This is a genomic window from Labrenzia sp. THAF187b (genome assembly GCF_009363375.1).
Classification (GTDB): Bacteria; Pseudomonadota; Alphaproteobacteria; order Rhizobiales; family Stappiaceae; genus Roseibium; species Roseibium algicola.
This window is the reverse complement of record NZ_CP045344.1, coordinates 388,896-406,206: the sequence shown is the minus strand read 5'-3', so window position 1 is coordinate 406,206 and position 17,311 is coordinate 388,896. Positions and strand designations below refer to the sequence as shown.

The window sequence follows — 17,311 nt, the reverse complement described above, 5'->3', positions numbered from 1 at the left end:
GCGGCGCGGTTAGGTCGACGTTGATGGGAAGATCGTTCAGAACACGGTAAACCGCGCAGTCACAAAGTTCGACAAACAATATCGATAACTGTTACCTAAGTTGAAACCGTGTCCAAAACAAGGCGCTTTTCCTGTTTCTTTGAAAAGAATTTTTGCGACGACGAAACTTAGCAATAATAATTCGTTTTGATCCGATTTCAGGATCGTTTTGGCGGGTGATGGGTCATCTCGGCCGGGTGCAGGCCCAGGGGCAATAACGGAATTTCGGTTAATGGACGTAGAACCTGGCAATTGGCGAAGGCGCCGGCGGTCGTTCTGACAGGTTTGTTTTACCAGCCTTCTTTTAGGTGCTACAAAGACGCGAAGTGTTTTTCCAAAGTGAGTTCAGAGACATACATGTCCCAGGCGCTGGAAATTTCGCTCCTTGGGGAACTGCGCGTCAGGGCCATGGGGCAGGAAATTGTTCTGCCGGCCTCCAAGAAGGCACGGGCGCTTCTTGCGTTTCTGGTCGCGACAGGGCGGCCGCATCGGCGTGAGCGATTGTGTGAGCTGTTCTGGGACCTTCCGGACGATCCGAAAGCGGCGCTGCGCTGGGCGCTCAGCAAGCTGCGGCGGGCGGTCGATACGCCGGACCGGCTGCGTATCATCGCCGACCGCGAGCGCGTCCAGTTCGATGCCGAGGGCATCGGTATCGACATTCTCGATATTCACGCAAGGCTTCGGAACCAGGCAGGGTTGCTTGGCGTCACCGAGCTTGAGGACATGGCCACGCGGCTCGGGAACATGTTGCTGGACGGGCTGGACGGTGCCGGCGACGAGGCTTTCGATGCCTGGCTGACGGCTGAACGTGAAGACGTCCATCTGGCACAGGTGGAAGTTTACAAGCGTCTGGCGACCCACAGGGATATTGGCCCGGCTGCCAGTCGGAAGTGGCAGCGACTGTGGCTGGAAGCCGACCCGGAAGGCGCAGAGGCGCACCAGCGGATGCGAAGTGACACGCCGCCGGCAGGCCTTCAGCGGGTCACATCGACCTCCGGTCTTTCGTCTGACCACGTCGTGCTTGCCGAGACGAGTTCGGCCGACCCGGCAGACAGGGTTCGCAAGGCCCGTGCCCATGCGCTCAGGGCGCAGAACATCGGATTTTGCGATGTGGCAGACGGCACCAGGATCGCCTATGCCAGCATCGGGGCCGGTCCACCCATTCTGAAGGCGGCCAATTGGCTGAACCACCTGGAGTTCGACTGGTCGAGCCCGATCTGGGGCAGAAGCTTTGCAGAGCTTTCCCGCGGCCGCACGTTCATCCGCTACGACGAGAGAGGCTGCGGTCTGTCCGACTGGGATGTGGACGATCTCGGGTTCGACGCCTTTGTCGAGGATCTTGAGGTCGTTGCCGATACCCTGGGGCTGGAACGGTTTCCGCTGGTGGGCATCTCTCAGGGCTGTGCCGTGTCGGTTGAATACGCCGTGCGTCATCCCGAGCGCGTTTCCGGACTGATCCTGATCAGTGGATATGCTGCCGGCTGGCGATATCTGGCCTCACCGGAGGAACAGGCCCGGCGTGAGGCGGTGATCACGCTGACGGAACTTGGCTGGGGGACGGATAATCCGGCCTATCGGCATATTTTCTCGCAAACCTTCATGCCGGATGCCAACGCGGAAACCCTGGACTGGTTCGACGATTTTCAGCGTCAGACAACCTCGCCGAAAAACGCGGCGCGGTTTCAGGAAGCCTTCGGCCGTATCGATGTCCGCCACCGCCTTGGGCAGGTAAAGGCGCCGACAATCGTTTTGCACTCCAGATACGATCAGCGCATTCCGCTGGAACTCGGCCAGGCTGTTGCGGCAGGCATCCCGGGGGCGCAATTCGTGGCACTGGAAAGCCGAAATCACATTCTGGTCGATCAGGAACCTGCCTGGCAGGTGTGCCTTGGTGCCATCCATCGCTTTCTTGAAGAAAACGGCATCTGATTTTGGCTCTTGCCGGAAGCGCATTCCGGCGGGGCAGAACCGGGATATGATCTCCGTGCTCTGCCCGCCTTGCCGGCAAATGTCTCGTGTCAGGCGAATGGTCAGCGGCTAATGAACGGAGAGGAGCACTGCAGGCGCGAGCCTTGCCCGGACCGGAACGTGTTGTCGGAAACACGATAGGAGTTGTAGCGGCCAAAGCACCAGTCGATATGCCGCGTCACAACCGCATCACGAGCGCCAAAAGCCCATTGGTGCTGATAGCCCTTGTGGTTGCTTTTTCCATAGCCCCCGGCAAAGGCGGCAGGGGCGAAGGTCGTGGTTGCCAGGGCTGCGGAGGCAACGGCGGTGAAGATGGTTTTCCTGAGCATCTGGATCTCCTTTGGCTTGGTGAAGGCGAAGCGGTGTTCGCCTGTCCCTCTTACCTAGGAAAGATCATTCGCCGGGGCCTGTGACGCGCGACACTGCCCCGACATCGGCTGTCTGATGACGGCCAGCGCGTCCCGAGTTCTGGCCAAAACGGCTCCCGTGTTCCTCACACGAAGTCCGCGACGTCCTCCAGGCCTTCCCGGTTCCGGATGATCAGCCAGCCTTCCTTGAGGTCGATCAGGTCTGCTTTCTGGAACTTGCGCAGGCATCGGTTCACCGTCTCTCGCGTATTGCCGATCATCTCTGCGATTTCCGACTGGGAGAGCGACAGTTTGGTCAGCGGCTTCTCTTCAGTGCCGGGAGCGGTCACGGTGATGCGGAGAAGCAGGCGGGCGAGACGTTCCGGCAGACCGAGAAAACCGATTTCCATCATCCGTTCGTCCGACCGGCGAACGCGCTGGCAAAGCAACTCGATCAGCCGGATGGAAAGAGCCGGATCGCGATTGAGCACTTCAATCAGAGACCGTCGTTCGACCACGACCAGCTTGCAGTTGGTCAAGGCGCGCACGTTTGCTGACCTCTCGCCGCCATCGAGCAGGGCGATTTCACCGAAGATGTCGCCCGGATGCAGTTCCGACAAGGTGACATCGCGGGCGCTGGGCGTCGGCATGCTGACGCGCACCGAGCCTTCCGCAATTGCCATCATGCTTTGCCCCGGCGTTCCCATGTCGAAAATGATATCGCCTGCGGTGTAGCGTTTGACATGTGCGAAAGCGGCCAGATCCTTGCGGCTTTCGTCATCCAGCGCTTCGAAAATAAAGCTCTGTCCCAGGAGCTTTTCCTTATTCAAACTCTCTTCGGTAGCCATATTCTCTCTTTCTCGTGTGATGCGAGCACCAGTACAACGGTGGTTACAACGGTTGTTGTGTCATACCATGGTGGTATCTCACGGCGATGCCTTACCTAAAATTGACAAGCCTATCGGGATTGCAATGTCAACAAGACGATTGAAATTGGCCGGAACCCTGATCGGGTTGATGCTCGCAGCTTCCTCAACGGCCATGGCGCAAAATGTGAACGGCTGCGAACGCACACAGGTCCAGGATCCGCCCAGGACTGTGTTTCAGTGCGCGAACGGTCTCGTGATCGAAGCAGAAGCAGCCAGTGCTTTCAACATCGACACCGCCGCAGGCGCCACGCGCCCGGAAGACGTCGATCTCGAAACCGATGCGATGCTGATCGAGGTCGAGCCGGGCAGTGGCCCGTTCCAGGTGCGAACCCCTCACGCCATTGCCGCCGTTCGTGGCACGATCTACGCAGTGGATGTCGGGCCGGAGCGCACGTCAGTCTTCGTTTTGCGCGGTCACGTGTCGGTGTCCCGGCCGGATGGCAGCGATACGGTGCTGCTCGCAGCCGGTGAAGGAGCGGACGTTGCCCCGGGCCTTCCCTTCGCACCGGCCACATGGTCAGCGGAAAGGGCCGCAGGGCTTATGTCCCGTTTCGGTCAATGAAACTGAAGCTCTACGTCTGTCTCGTGGTCCTGGCGATGATCGTCGGGGCCGTCTGGGCAGGCTCCCTGGCGTTGGGCCATGTTGCCGGACGGGCAAGCGTGCTTGACCGGCTGGAAACGGTGCTTCTCGATCTTCGTATCCATATCAAGGGACCGCGCGAAGCGCCGCAGGATGTGGTGATCGTGGCCATCGACGATCAGACGGTGGCCGCAGCCGGTCACTATCCGGTCGACAGGGTGTTTCTGACCGAGCTGGTCGGCCGGATACGGGACGCAGGCGCCAAGGCCCTGGCCATCGACATTCTGCTGATGGGAAAATCGAACGAGGCAGCAGACGCCGGCCTTGCGACGGCGCTTGCTTCTCTGCCTACGGTGATTGCGGCCGGTGGCCAGTTCCCGCTTGAAAGGGCTGCGGCGGTACTGGTGCCGGCTCCCGAAACCGAGTTGCGCCCGTTTGAAGCCTTCGCGGAAGCAGCCAGCGTCGGCCTCGTCAATGTCTCGACCGATGCCGGCGGCACGCCGCGTCATATTCCTCTTATTTTCAAGACCGACCAGGGGCTGGCTCCCTCATTTGGCATGCTGGCTGTTGCCAGGTTCCTGGGTGCGCCTCCATCGGTCACTGCGGAAGGCATCCGGATTTCCGGGCGAGTGCAGTCGCTGGACCTGCAGTGGCAGCAGCCACTGAACTATTATGGCAAGGGCGGCACCATCAGAACCGTCAGCGCGCAATCGCTTCTTCTGGATGCCGCAGCCGCCAAGGCTGCTCTTGGCGGTCGTCTGGTGCTTCTTGGTGTCACCGCTTCGGCTGTCGGCGACCGGTTTTCGTCTCCGTTCGACCCTATCCTGCCTGGGGTGGAAGTCCTGTCGACGGGAATTGCCAACCTCCTGGACGGATCGGTTCTGCTACGCGACAGCCGGGTCCGCAGCTTCGATGCACTCGCTGCCGTCTCCATTACGTTGCTGGGCATGGCCGTTGTCGTGTTTCTGCCGCTGGCCAGCGCAACCATCGTTTATCTGCTGCTATTGCTGGGCTGGATGACCGTCGTCGTCATCTGTTTCAACCAGGGCATCTGGCTCAACGCGGCATTGCCGATTGCGGCAAGCGTGCCGCCGGTTGTCGCGCTTGCGGTGCTGAGGGAAGGCTTCGAGTGGTTCAGGGTACGCCGGCTGGTGGCGGCCCGTGAGGCTCTCAGCCGGTTTCAGGCGCCGGATCTTGCCCGGCGTATTGCCGATGATCCCGGCTTTCTGCTGGTCCCGCGGGAGCAGCCGGTTGCGATCCTGTTCATTGATCTGGCCGGATACACCGCCCTTTCGGAAAAGCTGGGTCCTGCCCGAACCCGGGATGTTCTGAAGGCATTCCATACGCTGGTCGTCAATGAGGCCGCGCGCAACAAGGGGCTGGTACTGGACTTCATGGGTGACGGCGCGATGATCGGATTCGGTATTCCGGACGCCGGACCAAAGGATGCCGCTGACTCCTGTCGCTGTGCCTTTGATCTCGTCGTTGCCGTACGTGGCTGGATCCTTGCCTCCGGGCTCGATGCCGAAATTCGCGACGTACGCCTTGGCGGCCATTTCGGTCCGGTGGTGCTGTCGCGTCTGGGGCATGAGAACCAGCAGCAGATCGCGGCAACCGGCGACTGCGTGAATGTTGCCAGCAGGCTGATGGAGGTCGGCAAGTCACGTGGCGCTTCGATCGTCCTTTCCACCGCCCTGACGAACGCTGCCGAGGCTGGTGGTGAGATGTTGGGAATGCCGCCACGCAGGGAAGCTGTCGCAATCAGGGGGCGCGTGCAGGAGCTCGAAGTTGCGCTATGGACAGCGGACGAAGCCATGCCGGAGCGGCGCGCGCTTTCTGCGACAAACTGAATGTGCGCTAGGCGATCCCGGGTTGGCCGAAAAGCGGACGGGCGGAAGCTTTCTGCCTCCGCCCGTTTGCCCCACCGGCCATCTGCTTGAGGGTTGCTCCGGCCAGTGGTGTGTCCGTTTCTGCGGACAAGATGTAAGTAGCCCGTCTGGCCCCCGGAGACATGTGACGGCCCTCACAGGCAAAACGGTCTTCAGCCAAAGATCACGACGTGCAATGCCTCGCACGTGGCTCCGGCCTTTCGAGGCTCGTTTGCAGGAAAAATCGTCCCAAGCAATCTCTTCAATTTTGTCAGGCTATGGCCTACCGTGTGCTCCACCGCGCAGGAACCATTGAGTCGCCTGCGGCCGGATCTTTCCAACCGCATTTGAGACGAGACCCTTCATGGCACAGCTGCCGAATTCCCTTGAAGCCCGCGACACGGCATTCCAGCTCCATTCCTACGCAGACGCCCGCCGTCAGGAAGAGACAGGCGCATTGGTGATCGAGAAGGGCGAAGGCATCTATGTGGAGGATATCAACGGCAAGCGTTACATCGAAGGCATGGCCGGTCTCTGGAGCGTTGCCGTCGGCTTCGGTGAAAAGCGCCTGGTCGATGCGGCTGCCCGGCAGATGGAGAAGCTGCCTTACTACCACACCTTCACCTACAAGAGCCATGGACCGTCGATCGAGCTGGCGGAAAAGCTGGTCGAGATGGCACCCGTGCCGATGTCGAAGGCCTATTTTACCAACTCCGGGTCTGAGGCCAACGACACGGCAATCAAGCTGATCTGGTACCGGTCGAATGCGCTTGGCCAGCCGGAGCGCAAGAAGATCATTTCGCGCGTGCGCGGTTACCACGGTGTTACCATCGCCTCGGCCAGTCTCACGGGCCTGCCCAACAACCACCGCTCGTTCGACCTGCCGCTGCCGCAGATCCTGCACACCACCTGCCCGCACTACCGGACCATGAAAAAGGACGGTGAAAGCGAGGCGGATTTCGCTAAGCGCTGTGCGCAGGACCTGGAAGACCTGATCCTGGCCGAAGGCCCTGAAACGATCGCGGCCTTCTTTGCCGAGCCGGTGATGGGCGCCGGCGGCGTGGTCGTGCCGCCGGACGGATACTGGGAAGCAGTTCAGCCGGTTCTGAAGAAATATGACATTCTCTTCGTCGCCGATGAGGTGATCTGCGGATTTGGCCGGACCGGCAACATGTTCGGCACGGAAACCTACAATCTGCAGCCGGACATGATGACCCTCTCCAAGGCTTTGTCGTCGTCCTACCAGCCGATCTCCGCGCTTCTGATCAACGATAAGGTCTATCAGCCGATCGCGGACGAAAGCCACAAGATCGGCGTACTTGGTCATGGTTACACCGGCAGCGGGCACCCGGTTGCAGCAGCTGTCGCGCTTGAAAACCTGAAGATCATCGAGGAGCGCGATCTGGTTGGTCATGTCAGAGCCATCGCACCGACCTTCCAGAAACGCCTTGCCGGTCTTGCGGAAAATCCGCTGGTAATCGAGACGCGCGGCATCGGGCTGATCGGTGCCGCGGAACTGTCGCATGAGGCGCTTGCGGCAACGCCCGGCGCACTCGGCGCGAAAACCAATGCAATGTTCAACGACAAGGGCCTGATTTCGCGCAACATGCTGGACGCCATGGCCTTCTGTCCGCCGCTGATCATTACCGAAGCCCAGGTGAACGAGCTGTTCGACATCGCAGAAGCCGGTCTCAAGGCAGTTCAGGAAAGCCTGTGAGCGATCACTACTCCATCCTTGGAACAATCTCGGGCACTTCGGCCGACGGTATCGATCTGGCGTGGATCGAAACCGACGGCCGGACGGTTGCCCGGTTCGGCCCTGCAGAAACGGCAAGCTACCGGCCCGAGACAAAGCGCCGGGTGCTGGAAGCCGCTGCGCGCAAGGGAACGGGACGCGACGACTGGCCGGAAATCGCCGCCGCGGTAACGCGCGACCATGCCGAGGCGATCCTGGGGTTTCTGGCAACGCACGGTCTCGCGCCGGATGCCGTGGTTTTTCACGGCCAAACGGTCTGGCACGATCCGGCCAAGGGCGAAACGGTCCAGCTGGGTGATCCGCAGTCTCTTGCAACGGATCTCAATGTTCCGGTGATCGGCGACGTTCGCCTGGCAGATATGGTGGCAGGCGGGCAGGGAGCCCCTTTGGTGCCGGTCTATCACCAGGCGCTCGCCAAGACACTGGTTGGCGAAGACAAGGAGCCCTTGTGTTTCCTCAATATCGGTGGAGTTTCCAATCTTACCTATATTGAAGGCGACAAGCTGCTGGCGTTCGATATCGGACCGGGCAATGCCTTCCTGGACGACTGGGTCCGCAAGCACGGTGCCGGCGACTATGACGCGGGTGGGGCGATCGCGGCAAAGGGCACGGTCGATGAAGATCGTCTTCAGGCAGCGCTCACCCATCCGTTCCTGTCCGAGCCGGGTCCGAAGTCCCTCGACCGGTACAGTTTCTCCGGCGAATTTGCCGAAGGTCTTGGCCTGGAGGATGGCGCTGCCACCTTGCTCGCCTTCACGGCAGCCGCCATTGCCAGCGCGGAAAAGCTTTTGCCGCGGGTTCCTCGGCTCTGGCTGGTCTGCGGCGGCGGTCGGCACAATCCGGTTCTGATGAAAGCCTTGGCGAACCTTCTTGCGGGAGATGTCGTGTCGGCGGACGACTACCGGATCGACGGCGATGCCCTGGAAGCCCAGGCAATGGCATTCCTGGGCGCGCGTTTGCAGGCCGGTCTGCCAACCACCTTTCCAGGCACGACCGGTGTCCGCCAACCGGTTGTCGGCGGCAAACTGTTTACGCCCGGCACCTGAGCGTGCGTAGCGAGGCGCTTCTCCCGGTAATCGCAAAAACGCTTCTCTTCCGGAAGACATTGTTTCGGAAGGTCAAGCGACCCGAAAGCTGCAATTGCTTGCGCGAACCCCAGCTTGCCGCTAACCAGACATCATGAACGGATCTGAAATCTACCACCGGCTGATCGGCCTTATTGAAGAGCGGGTCTTGAAACCCGGAGACCGATTGCGCGAGGCAGACCTGGCGGAAGAATTCGGCGTCTCCAGAACGCCGATCCGCGAAGGCCTGAAACGGCTTGAGGCACAGGGCCTCGCCGTGCACGAGCCCAACCGTGGCATGGTGGTGCCAACCCTTGATCATGGCCAGATCAACGAAGTCTACTTCATGCGGGAAGTTCTGGAAGGAACGGCCGCCGGACTTGCCGCCAAGCATGCGTCAAAGCCGGAAGTGGAGATCCTGCAGGATCTGGTCAGCGCCGATCGCAAGCGCATTGCGGACAAGGACAGCCTGGTGCGCTCGAACCGGGAGTTTCACCGCCGCTTGTGCCTGGCTTCTCACAATCGCTATCTGGTCGACCAGATCGACCACCTGCGCCTGTCGCTCATCCTGATGGCGGGCACGACGTTGGATACGCCGGAACGGCGCGAAACGGCGGTCGAGGAACATGCCGCAATCGTTGACGCGATTTCACGGGGCGACTGTGCCGCAGCAGAAGCCGCTGCCCGACTTCACATTGCGCACGCACACAAGACCCGGTTGCAGCAGATCTGATCAGCCGGTCAGCAGACCGTTTGCCGAGCGCGTTAACAACATCAGTGCCGCGACAACCAGAACGGTGAATGTCAGGGCCATGCCTGCAATCCGGAACCTGAGCGGCTCCGGTTCCTGGCTGACGCTGTAGGCGTGCAGGGCCCGGCCGGTGAAAAGACCGACCCCAAGAGCCCAGAGCAGCCAGGGCGTGGCGCCCGTCAGCTCCAGAAGCAACATGAGTATCAGCCCCAGCGGGGTATATTCTGCAAAGTTGCCGTGGGCGCGCATGCGTCTTTGCAAACCGCCATGGCCGCCATCGCCGAGGCCGATGCGTTCGCTCTTGCGTACGCCGATCACCCGAACACTCAGGAAAATGTAAAGCAGCGTCAGCAGGCCCGCGAAAAGCGGGGTGATGTAAAGCGCCATGTCGGCCCCTTGAAAGAGAGAGCCGGCGGCGCAGGTTCTGGCCGCCGGGGATGTTCAGCTTACGCCGGGCGGGAAAAGGCGGATCAGCATTCCACGATATTGACGGCCAGCCCGCCCTTCGAGGTTTCCTTGTACTGCTCCATCATGTCCATGCCGGTCTGGCGCATGGTCTCGATGCAGCCGTCCAGCGGCACGAAATGCGAACCGTCGCCGCGAAGCGCCAGAGAGGCCGCCGTGACAGCCTTGACCGCACCAAGGGCATTACGCTCGATGCAAGGGACCTGAACCAGGCCTGCAATCGGATCGCAGGTCATGCCGAGGTGGTGTTCCAGGGCGATTTCCGCCGCATTCTCGATCTGCTCGTTGGTGCCGCCAAGCGCCGCGCACAAACCGGCAGCCGCCATGGCAGAGGCCGAGCCGACTTCTCCCTGACAGCCAACTTCGGCACCGGAGATCGAGGCGTTGGCCTTGATGATGCCGCCAACGGCAGCCGCCGTCAGCAGGAAGGTCCTGATGCCGGCCTGGTCCGCGCCGGGGCAGTGATCGAGGTAATAGCGGGTCACGGCCGGAATGACCCCGGCAGCACCATTGGTCGGTGCCGTGACGACACGGCCCCCGGCAGCGTTTTCCTCGTTGACGGCCATAGCGTAAACGCCGAGCCAGTCGACCACGTTGTGCTCGAAAGGCGGGTTCGTACGGCCTTCACGAATGAGCTTCTGGTAGATATCTGCGGCACGGCGTTTCACCTTCAGGCCGCCGGGCAGAATGCCGGTCTGGGAAATGCCGCGGTTGATGCACGAATCCATGGCAGACCAAAGACGGTCGATGCCTTCTTCCACTTCAGCCTGGGGTTTGTCGCTGCATTCGTTGCGCAGCTTCATCTCTGCAATGGAAAGCTCCGCTTCCCGGCCCATCTCAAGCATCTGTTTGGCGTTGGCAAAGGGAAATGGCACATCCTGCTTGGCAAGCTCGTTGACCGGTTCGTTGCTGGTCTTGCGCAATTCGGATTCGCTGACCACGAAACCACCGCCGATGGAATAATAGACAAAGGTGTCGATGACGGCGCCGGCAGCATCCAGCAGATGGAAGGTCATGCCATTGGCGTGCAGCGCCAGTGGAGGGCCATAGTCGAAGATGACATCCCGGGACGGTTCGAAATGCAGCTCCGGCAGGCCGTCTATCTTGAGTTTCTTGGTCTGCTCCAGCTCTTCCAGCATCGGGTCGACCTTGTCCGGATCGATGGAATCGGGCCTGGCTCCCAGCAGGCCGAGACACACGGCCTTGTCCGTGGCGTGGCCCTTGCCGGTGAAGGCAAGCGAGCCATGCAGGGTGACGGTCAGCCGCGTCGCGCGGTTTTCCGCGCCGGACAGGCCCCGCACCCGGTCAAGATAACGGTGAACGGCAACCATCGGGCCAACCGTGTGAGAACTGGACGGCCCGATGCCGATTTTGAAAATGTCGAAGACGCTGATGAACATCTCTTGAACCGCATATGTCAGATGCACCGGCCCTGCCGGCGCTTTGAGGTCACGCTAACAGATAGCGCCCGGATGTCCTCCATTCAAACGGGCATTTTTGTGTTATTTGCGACATGCGGCTGAAACAGACGTTTTCCCGTGCGGGTTAGAACCGGATCAAACGGTTCGCGGAAACAGTTGTTTGCGAAATGCCCCTTTGATAGCGTGCCGCTTCCTTTCAAATGCAACTATCCGACACAAGAGCTACTCATGACCTCGCAGCACCCGGCCGACACGGCAGATGTTCTGGCTTCCAAAAAACAGGCGTTTCAGATCCCGGACGGGGTCATCTATCTGGATGGCAATTCGCTTGGTGTGCTGCCGAAACACGTGCCTGCCCGCATTGCGCAGGTAATCAACGAGGAATGGGGCAACAGCCTGATCCGGGCCTGGAACACCCACAGCTGGATCGACCTTCCCGCCCGCACGGGCGACCGCATCGGCAAGTTGATCGGCGCACCAGCCGGAACGGTCGTCGCCTGCGACAGCACCTCTGTCAATGTGTTCAAGGTCCTTTCTGCGGCGCTGGCGCTGCGGCCGGAGCGCAAGGTCATTCTTTCCGACAACGGCAATTTCCCGACCGATCTTTATGTCGCCTCGGGCCTGAAGCAATTGCTCGACAAGGGTCATGAACTGAAGGTTGTCGATCCGGAATCGGTGAAGGACGCCATTGGTGAAGACGTCGCGGTGGTGATGCTGACGCAGGTCGACTACCGTACCGGCCGGGTTCATGACATGGCGGACATCACCCGCGCGGCACATGAAGCAGGTGCCCTGGCAATATGGGACCTTGCCCACTCCGCCGGTGCGATCCCGGTCGATCTTCACGGCGCTGGAGCGGATTTTGCCGTTGGTTGCGGATACAAGTATCTGAATGGCGGCCCGGGTGCTCCGGCATTTCTGTATGTCGCCCCCGAGCACCAGGACAAGGTCACCTCGCCGCTGACCGGCTGGATGGGACATGAGGCCCCCTTCGCGTTCGATCTCGACTACAGGCCGGTTTCCGGCATCAGCCGGATGACGGTCGGCACGCCCGCCATTCTTGCGCTTTCGAGCCTTCATGCGGCCCTTGATGTCTTCGAGGACGTCGACATGGCGGACATCCGCCGCAAGTCCGTTTCACTCAGCGAGTTGTTCATCGCTGAAGTCGAGGCCAAGTGCCCGCAACTGGAACTGGCCAGCCCGCGGGATCCGAATGCCCGCGGCAGCCAGGTCTCGTTCCGCTTCAAGGAAGGTTACGCCGTCATGCAGGCGCTGATCGACCGCGGCGTGATCGGTGATTTCCGGGCACCTGACGTGATGCGCTTCGGCTTCACGCCGCTGTACCTGTCGCATCAGGACATTGTCGATGCGGTTGAGATCCTGAAGGATATTCTGGATACGGAAAGCTGGAACCGGCCGGAGTTCAAGACCCGCGCCAAGGTCACATAGCCGCGACGCGAACCTGGGCCTGCAGCATGTCGATAAACTGCTCTTCGGGCACCGGTTTGGAATAGAGGAAGCCCTGGAAACGGTTGCAGCCGTTTTCAGACAGCCAGGCCCGCTGTTCAACGGTTTCCACGCCTTCGGCGACAACGCTGGCATCAAGCGCTGATGCCAGCGACAGGATCAGCTTCACGATGGCGCCGCCGGTGGCGATGTCGTTCATGAACATCCGGTCGATCTTGATACCGTCGATCGGATAGTTGTGCAGATAGGCCAGGTTGGAATAGCCGGTGCCGAAATCGTCGATAACGATCCGGTAGCCTGCGGCTTTCAGCTTCGTCAGGGATTCGTAGGCATGCGGAATATCGCCAAGCAGAACGCTTTCGGTGATTTCCAGCGAGATGTCGTTCGCATTGCAGCCGGTTTCCTTCGGCAGGCTCTGCATGCGTGCAACAAAGGTGGGGTCCGAAAGCTGCTTGGGTGAGACGTTCATCGACAGCGGTACGGAAACGTTCAGCAGCTTGAGCCCGGACTGCATGTAGGCAACATTCCGGCTGACCCAGGTGCCGATCTCGTTGATGAGGCCCGTTTCTTCGGCAACCGGCACGAAGTCGTCGGGACTGACCAGGCCTTTTTCGGGGTGCTGCCAGCGAAGCAGGGCCTCGGCGCCGACAACACGCTGGGTGCGCGTACAGGCAATCGGCTGGTAATACAGCAGGAATTCATTCTCGCGGATTGCCCGTTCGAGATCCTTTTTCAGGGACATGTGCTTGTCCCGGAGTTTGCGCATGAATTCCTTGTAGCGGACGCATTTATTCTTCCGCTCCGACTTGGCCTGATAAAGCGCAAGGTCCGCATGACGCATGAGCTGGTCGATGTCCGTACCGTCGGCCGGATAATGGGCATAGCCGATGCTCAGTCCGACATGACGAGGCTTGCCCTCAATCAGATGCGGACTGGTAAAGGCCTGCAGCAGCGCCTGTCCGAACCAGTCCGGTCGCGGGCTTTCGGGCGAGGACAGGTGGCAGATCAGAAATTCGTCGCCGCCAAGACGGGCGACGATGTCGTTGTTTCCGGCCAGATCCTTCAGCTTGGATGCAACAAGCTGCAGAAGATGGTCGCCTGCAGCATGGCCAAGCGTGTCGTTGACCATCTTGAAGTCGTCCAGATCCACGAGATACAGCGTTGCGATCAGGTTGTTGTCCTTCGCAGTCTGCCTCACATGCGACAGGCGTTCCTTCAGATAGGTCCGGTTCGACAGCCCTGTCAGCGCATCATGGCTTGCAAGATACTGGGCGCGTTCCTTGGTCTGGTGAAGCTCCGTGACATCGATCTCGCTCAGCAGAAAGGCAGGCTTTCCTGTTACGGCGTCGTGGCAGCGGCGTATGGTGATTTCGTGCCAGCGCAGGCCGTCGCTCGTCCGGACCTCCGCCACGAACTTGGTCGTGGCTTTCTCCGTGAGGACGCCCATCACGTTCTTGGCGAGAACCTGATCGATGAAATGATCCCACAAGGTGCACGCGAGATCGGTGCAGGCTGCCCTCGCGGCCGTGTTGCGGTAAAGAGGTTGTCCGTCTTCGGAGAACAGCGAGATCATCACCGTGGTGTGCATCAGCGCTTCGGCGCTTCGGAGCGTTTCCGGCTGTTGCTCGTGATGCGGACGGCCTTCGCACAGCAGCGCCATGCGACCGTCATTCAGCCGGATGCCGCTCATGACAACCTGCAGGACCTGAGCCTTGCCATTCGGATAGAGTGTCCAGATCTCCGAAAAGCTCACGTCATGCTTGGTGAAATCCTGCTGGTACTGCCGCAGGCGCTGTTCCACCGAATGGGACATGTCCGAGCCCATGTCGCGTGCCCGCAGCTCTTCCAGCGATTCGGCATCGGTAATCTCAAGCGCCTTGCGATTGGCCCACACAATGCATTTTTCGTCGAAATCGAAAATCCAGATACCGGTGTCGAGACGATCGTAAATCGAAAAGATCAGCTCCTGATCCACCCTGCCGTCATCGAGTGTAAAAGACAGGGACGCTTTCCTTTTTTCGGTTGCCCGCTGCGTCTGGGAAAGATCGGACATATGTGACAGGGTCGTTCTCCGGGATGAACGCATTCGAAATCAAAAATCATGACGGACGAAGCCGCCAGTTCGTGTCTGGCAACGCAAATTCGCAACTTTGCAGAAGTGTAAGGAACGTGAATATATCATTCAATTTAAAATCGGGAAAACCGCTGACAAACTTAACGAGATCTGGTGATACTTTCAGTTTCTGAATTTAGAATAGTGCCGTTAGATAAAACTTGCATCAAACGCCAACAGATTGTTGTGCGACACCTTGGATGCCGGATTTGAGCTTTCCCCGCTTGCAAATGGCCGTATCGCGCTGGTTTTGCGACAGCTGACTGCCTGTCGCCGGCGTGTCTGCTCAGCTTTACAACACTTGCCGGCCATGGTTGTTTCAAGCTGTCTGAAACGCGGCAATTGCCCTTCAGCAGGATATTTCAAGATGACGGATCTTTTCGACATCACACCGCCCGTGCGGCCGGGTATAGCGGTCTATCCCGGCGACGCGCCTTATCGCAGCTCCTGGACGGCTACGATCTCAGAGGACTGTCCGGTGAATGTCGGCGAGTTTTCCATGTCGAGCCATTGCGGTGCCCATGCCGATGCACCCCTGCACTACGACCCGGACGGTCTGACGATCGATCAGCTTGATCTGCATGATTTCGTCGGCCCGGCCCGGTTGATCGATGCACGCGGTGCCGGTCCGCTTTGCCAGCCCGGAGAGCTGGAAGCGTTCCTTGAAGGCTGCCCGCCCCGAGTGCTTGTGCGGCTTGCCGAAGAACGAGACGTCACGGTCTGGCCGGCAGGCTACAGGGCTCTGGCACCGGAAACCATGAGCCTGCTGGCGGACGCCGGTGTCAAGTTGATCGGCGTGGATGTGCCCTCCGTCGACCCGGATCCTTCTGAAACCCTGCCCAGTCACGGGATCGCCCGTTCCCGTGACATGCTGATTCTGGAAAATCTTGCTCTTTCTGCGGTGGAACCCGGTGATTATGAGTTGATTGCGCTGCCAATGAAGTTAGAAGGGCTGGACGCCGCGCCGGTTCGGGCCATTTTGCGCCCGCTCCGCTAATCCCGGGAAACGGGAAAGCGCGGCCGGAATAAGAAAAAGACTGACCGTTGGGAGCGGCAAGGAGCGTGAATGCTGGAGCTTGATCAGCTCGTTATGGATTTCAGCGGATTCCGGGCGGTGAATGGCTGCTCGTTCCGCGTCGAGGAAGGCAGTATCACCGGATTGATCGGCCCGAACGGGGCTGGCAAGACGACGCTTTTCAACCTGATCGCAGGGGCACTGCAACCGACAAGCGGACACATCCGGTTTCTGGGCGAGGACGTCACCAGCCTGGCCAGCCATGAGCTGTTTCACAAGGGACTGGTGCGGACATTCCAGATCCCGCATGAATTTCACAAGCTGACGGCGCTGGAAAACCTGATGATGGTGCCGCCGTCTCAGCCGGGCGAAAGCCTGTTTTCCAATTGGCTCGCCTGGGGGCGGGTGAAGGCTGCCGAGGCCGAGGTCGAGAAAAAGGCCTATGAGACCCTGGCGTTCCTGGAGCTGACCCACGTGGCGCACGAGCCGGCCGGCAACCTTTCCGGTGGCCAGAAGAAGCTTCTGGAACTGGGCCGCACCATGATGACAGATGCCAGACTTGTGCTGCTCGACGAACCGGCGGCAGGCGTCAATCGCACCCTGCTGCGCAAGCTCGAGACCAAGATCGAGATCCTGAACAAGGAGCGTGGCTACACGTTCATCCTGATCGAACATGACATGGAAATGATCGAGAAACTCTGCGATCCCGTTGTGTGCATGGCCGAGGGAAGGGTGTTGATCCAGGGCGATTTCCAGACCGTGCGGTCCAATCCTCAGGTGCTGGAAGCCTATCTGGGCGAAACCACGGGAGATGCCGCATGACTGCGCTTCTTTCCATGGACGGCATCACCGGAGGCTATGGTGACGCCGACATCCTTCAGGACGTCTCCATGCATGTGGATGCGGACGAGATCGTCGTTATCGTCGGCCCGAATGGTGCCGGCAAGTCCACGGCCATGAAATCCGTTTTCGGTCTCCTGACCATCCGCGGCGGCCGCATGCTGTTCGACGGCGACGACATCACCAGTTGGGCTCCCAACCGCATCGTCCAGCGCGGCATCTGCTACGTCCCGCAGGTCGACAACATTTTTCGCGAGATGTCGATCCACGAGAATCTGGAGATGGGCGGCTTCCTGAAAAAGGGTGACCTCAGCGCTGCCTATGACCGGGTCTACACCCTGTTTCCGGACCTGAAGGAACGCCACAAGACGCTTGCAGGGTCCCTGTCGGGCGGGCAGCGGCAGATGGTGGCGATGGGCCGGGCGCTGATGCTCGATCCGAAGCTTCTGCTTCTCGATGAACCGACCGCCGGGCTTTCGCCCAAATACATGGAACAGATCTTCCAGATCTGCCGGGACGTGCGCGACACAGGTGTCGCCATTCTCCTTGTGGAGCAGCACGCCAAGCAGGCGCTTGCCTTTGCCGACCGGGGCTATGTCCTGGCCGCCGGCAAGAACCGCCACGAAGGTAGTGGTGCCGACCTCTTGGCCGACCGTGAAGTCGCTGAAATGTTCCTGGGGGGCTGAGC

General features: G+C 60.2%; 15 protein-coding genes. 10 read left to right on the top strand and 5 right to left on the bottom strand.

Annotated features, from left to right (window positions below; all coding sequences use genetic code 11):
• The first annotated feature begins 396 nt into the window (after nt 1–396).
• Complete coding sequence (locus FIV03_RS01855) at nt 397–1,968, top strand: alpha/beta hydrolase (RefSeq protein WP_152508484.1); 1,572 nt, start codon at nt 397–399, stop codon at nt 1,966–1,968.
• A 101-nt stretch (nt 1,969–2,069) separates the two neighbouring features.
• On the opposite strand, the gene FIV03_RS01850 is transcribed toward FIV03_RS01855, so the two are convergent.
• Together FIV03_RS01850 and FIV03_RS01845 are read right to left on the bottom strand one after the other, a co-directional pair.
• Complete coding sequence (locus tag FIV03_RS01850) at nt 2,070–2,336, bottom strand: BA14K family protein (protein ID WP_152508483.1); 267 nt, start codon at nt 2,334–2,336, stop codon at nt 2,070–2,072.
• A gap of 164 nt (nt 2,337–2,500) precedes the next feature.
• Nucleotides 2,501–3,184: a Crp/Fnr family transcriptional regulator gene (locus FIV03_RS01845; RefSeq protein WP_286202248.1), complete on the bottom strand. Its 684-nt coding sequence runs from the start codon at nt 3,182–3,184 to the stop codon at nt 2,501–2,503.
• Between the two features lie 163 nt (nt 3,185–3,347).
• Here FIV03_RS01845 and FIV03_RS01840 point away from each other — a divergent pair, with 163 nt between their 5' ends.
• From FIV03_RS01840 to FIV03_RS01820, 5 genes are all read left to right on the top strand, one after another.
• Nucleotides 3,348–3,845 carry a FecR family protein gene (locus FIV03_RS01840; RefSeq protein ID WP_055657536.1) on the top strand — a complete coding sequence of 166 codons (498 nt, stop codon included), beginning with the start codon at nt 3,348–3,350 and terminating at the stop codon, nt 3,843–3,845.
• Nucleotides 3,842–5,713 carry an adenylate/guanylate cyclase domain-containing protein gene (locus FIV03_RS01835; RefSeq protein WP_152508481.1) on the top strand — a complete coding sequence of 624 codons (1,872 nt, stop codon included), beginning with the start codon at nt 3,842–3,844 and terminating at the stop codon, nt 5,711–5,713. The genes FIV03_RS01840 and FIV03_RS01835 overlap by 4 nt, the downstream gene beginning before the upstream one ends.
• Nucleotides 5,714–6,095: 382 nt before the next feature.
• Complete coding sequence (locus FIV03_RS01830) at nt 6,096–7,448, top strand: aspartate aminotransferase family protein (protein ID WP_152508480.1); 1,353 nt, start codon at nt 6,096–6,098, stop codon at nt 7,446–7,448.
• Nucleotides 7,445–8,533: an anhydro-N-acetylmuramic acid kinase gene (locus FIV03_RS01825; RefSeq protein ID WP_152508479.1), complete on the top strand. Its 1,089-nt coding sequence runs from the start codon at nt 7,445–7,447 to the stop codon at nt 8,531–8,533. Before FIV03_RS01830 ends, FIV03_RS01825 begins: the two co-directional genes overlap by 4 nt.
• Nucleotides 8,534–8,666: 133 nt before the next feature.
• Entirely contained in the window at nt 8,667–9,284 is a 618-nt protein-coding gene (locus FIV03_RS01820) for a GntR family transcriptional regulator (protein ID WP_023002238.1), read from the top strand.
• Here FIV03_RS01820 and FIV03_RS01815 read toward each other — a convergent pair whose 3' ends face one another.
• Together FIV03_RS01815 and FIV03_RS01810 are read right to left on the bottom strand one after the other, a co-directional pair.
• A complete protein-coding gene (locus FIV03_RS01815) occupies nt 9,285–9,689 on the bottom strand; it encodes an MAPEG family protein (RefSeq protein ID WP_023002237.1) in 405 nt (134 codons plus the stop codon). It abuts the gene before it with no gap.
• Nucleotides 9,690–9,772: 83 nt separating this feature from the next.
• Nucleotides 9,773–11,167, bottom strand: a complete 1,395-nt coding sequence (locus FIV03_RS01810; protein ID WP_152508478.1) for an L-serine ammonia-lyase — start codon at nt 11,165–11,167, stop codon at nt 9,773–9,775.
• 249 nt (nt 11,168–11,416) lie between these two features.
• Between FIV03_RS01810 and kynU the strand changes: the two genes are divergently transcribed.
• The gene (gene kynU / locus FIV03_RS01805; protein WP_152508477.1) at nt 11,417–12,637 is read left to right on the top strand and encodes a kynureninase; all 1,221 of its coding nucleotides are present in this window, start codon (nt 11,417–11,419) and stop codon (nt 12,635–12,637) included.
• Here kynU and FIV03_RS01800 read toward each other — a convergent pair.
• Complete coding sequence (locus FIV03_RS01800; protein ID WP_152508476.1) at nt 12,630–14,708, bottom strand: bifunctional diguanylate cyclase/phosphodiesterase; 2,079 nt, start codon at nt 14,706–14,708, stop codon at nt 12,630–12,632. The two genes, kynU and FIV03_RS01800, sit on opposite strands and share 8 nt — an antisense overlap.
• A 427-nt stretch (nt 14,709–15,135) precedes the next feature.
• On the opposite strand from FIV03_RS01800, the gene kynB reads away from it, so the two are divergent.
• The 3 genes from kynB to FIV03_RS01785 all read left to right on the top strand — a co-directional run bounded on the left by kynB (nt 15,136) and on the right by FIV03_RS01785 (nt 17,309).
• The gene (gene kynB / locus FIV03_RS01795) at nt 15,136–15,765 is read left to right on the top strand and encodes an arylformamidase (protein ID WP_152508475.1); all 630 of its coding nucleotides are present in this window, start codon (nt 15,136–15,138) and stop codon (nt 15,763–15,765) included.
• A gap of 69 nt (nt 15,766–15,834) precedes the next feature.
• A complete protein-coding gene (locus FIV03_RS01790) occupies nt 15,835–16,605 on the top strand; it encodes an ABC transporter ATP-binding protein (RefSeq protein ID WP_152508474.1) in 771 nt (256 codons plus the stop codon).
• Entirely contained in the window at nt 16,602–17,309 is a 708-nt protein-coding gene (locus FIV03_RS01785) for an ABC transporter ATP-binding protein (RefSeq protein ID WP_152508473.1), read from the top strand. Before FIV03_RS01790 ends, FIV03_RS01785 begins: the two co-directional genes overlap by 4 nt.
• Nucleotides 17,310–17,311 lie beyond the last annotated feature (2 nt).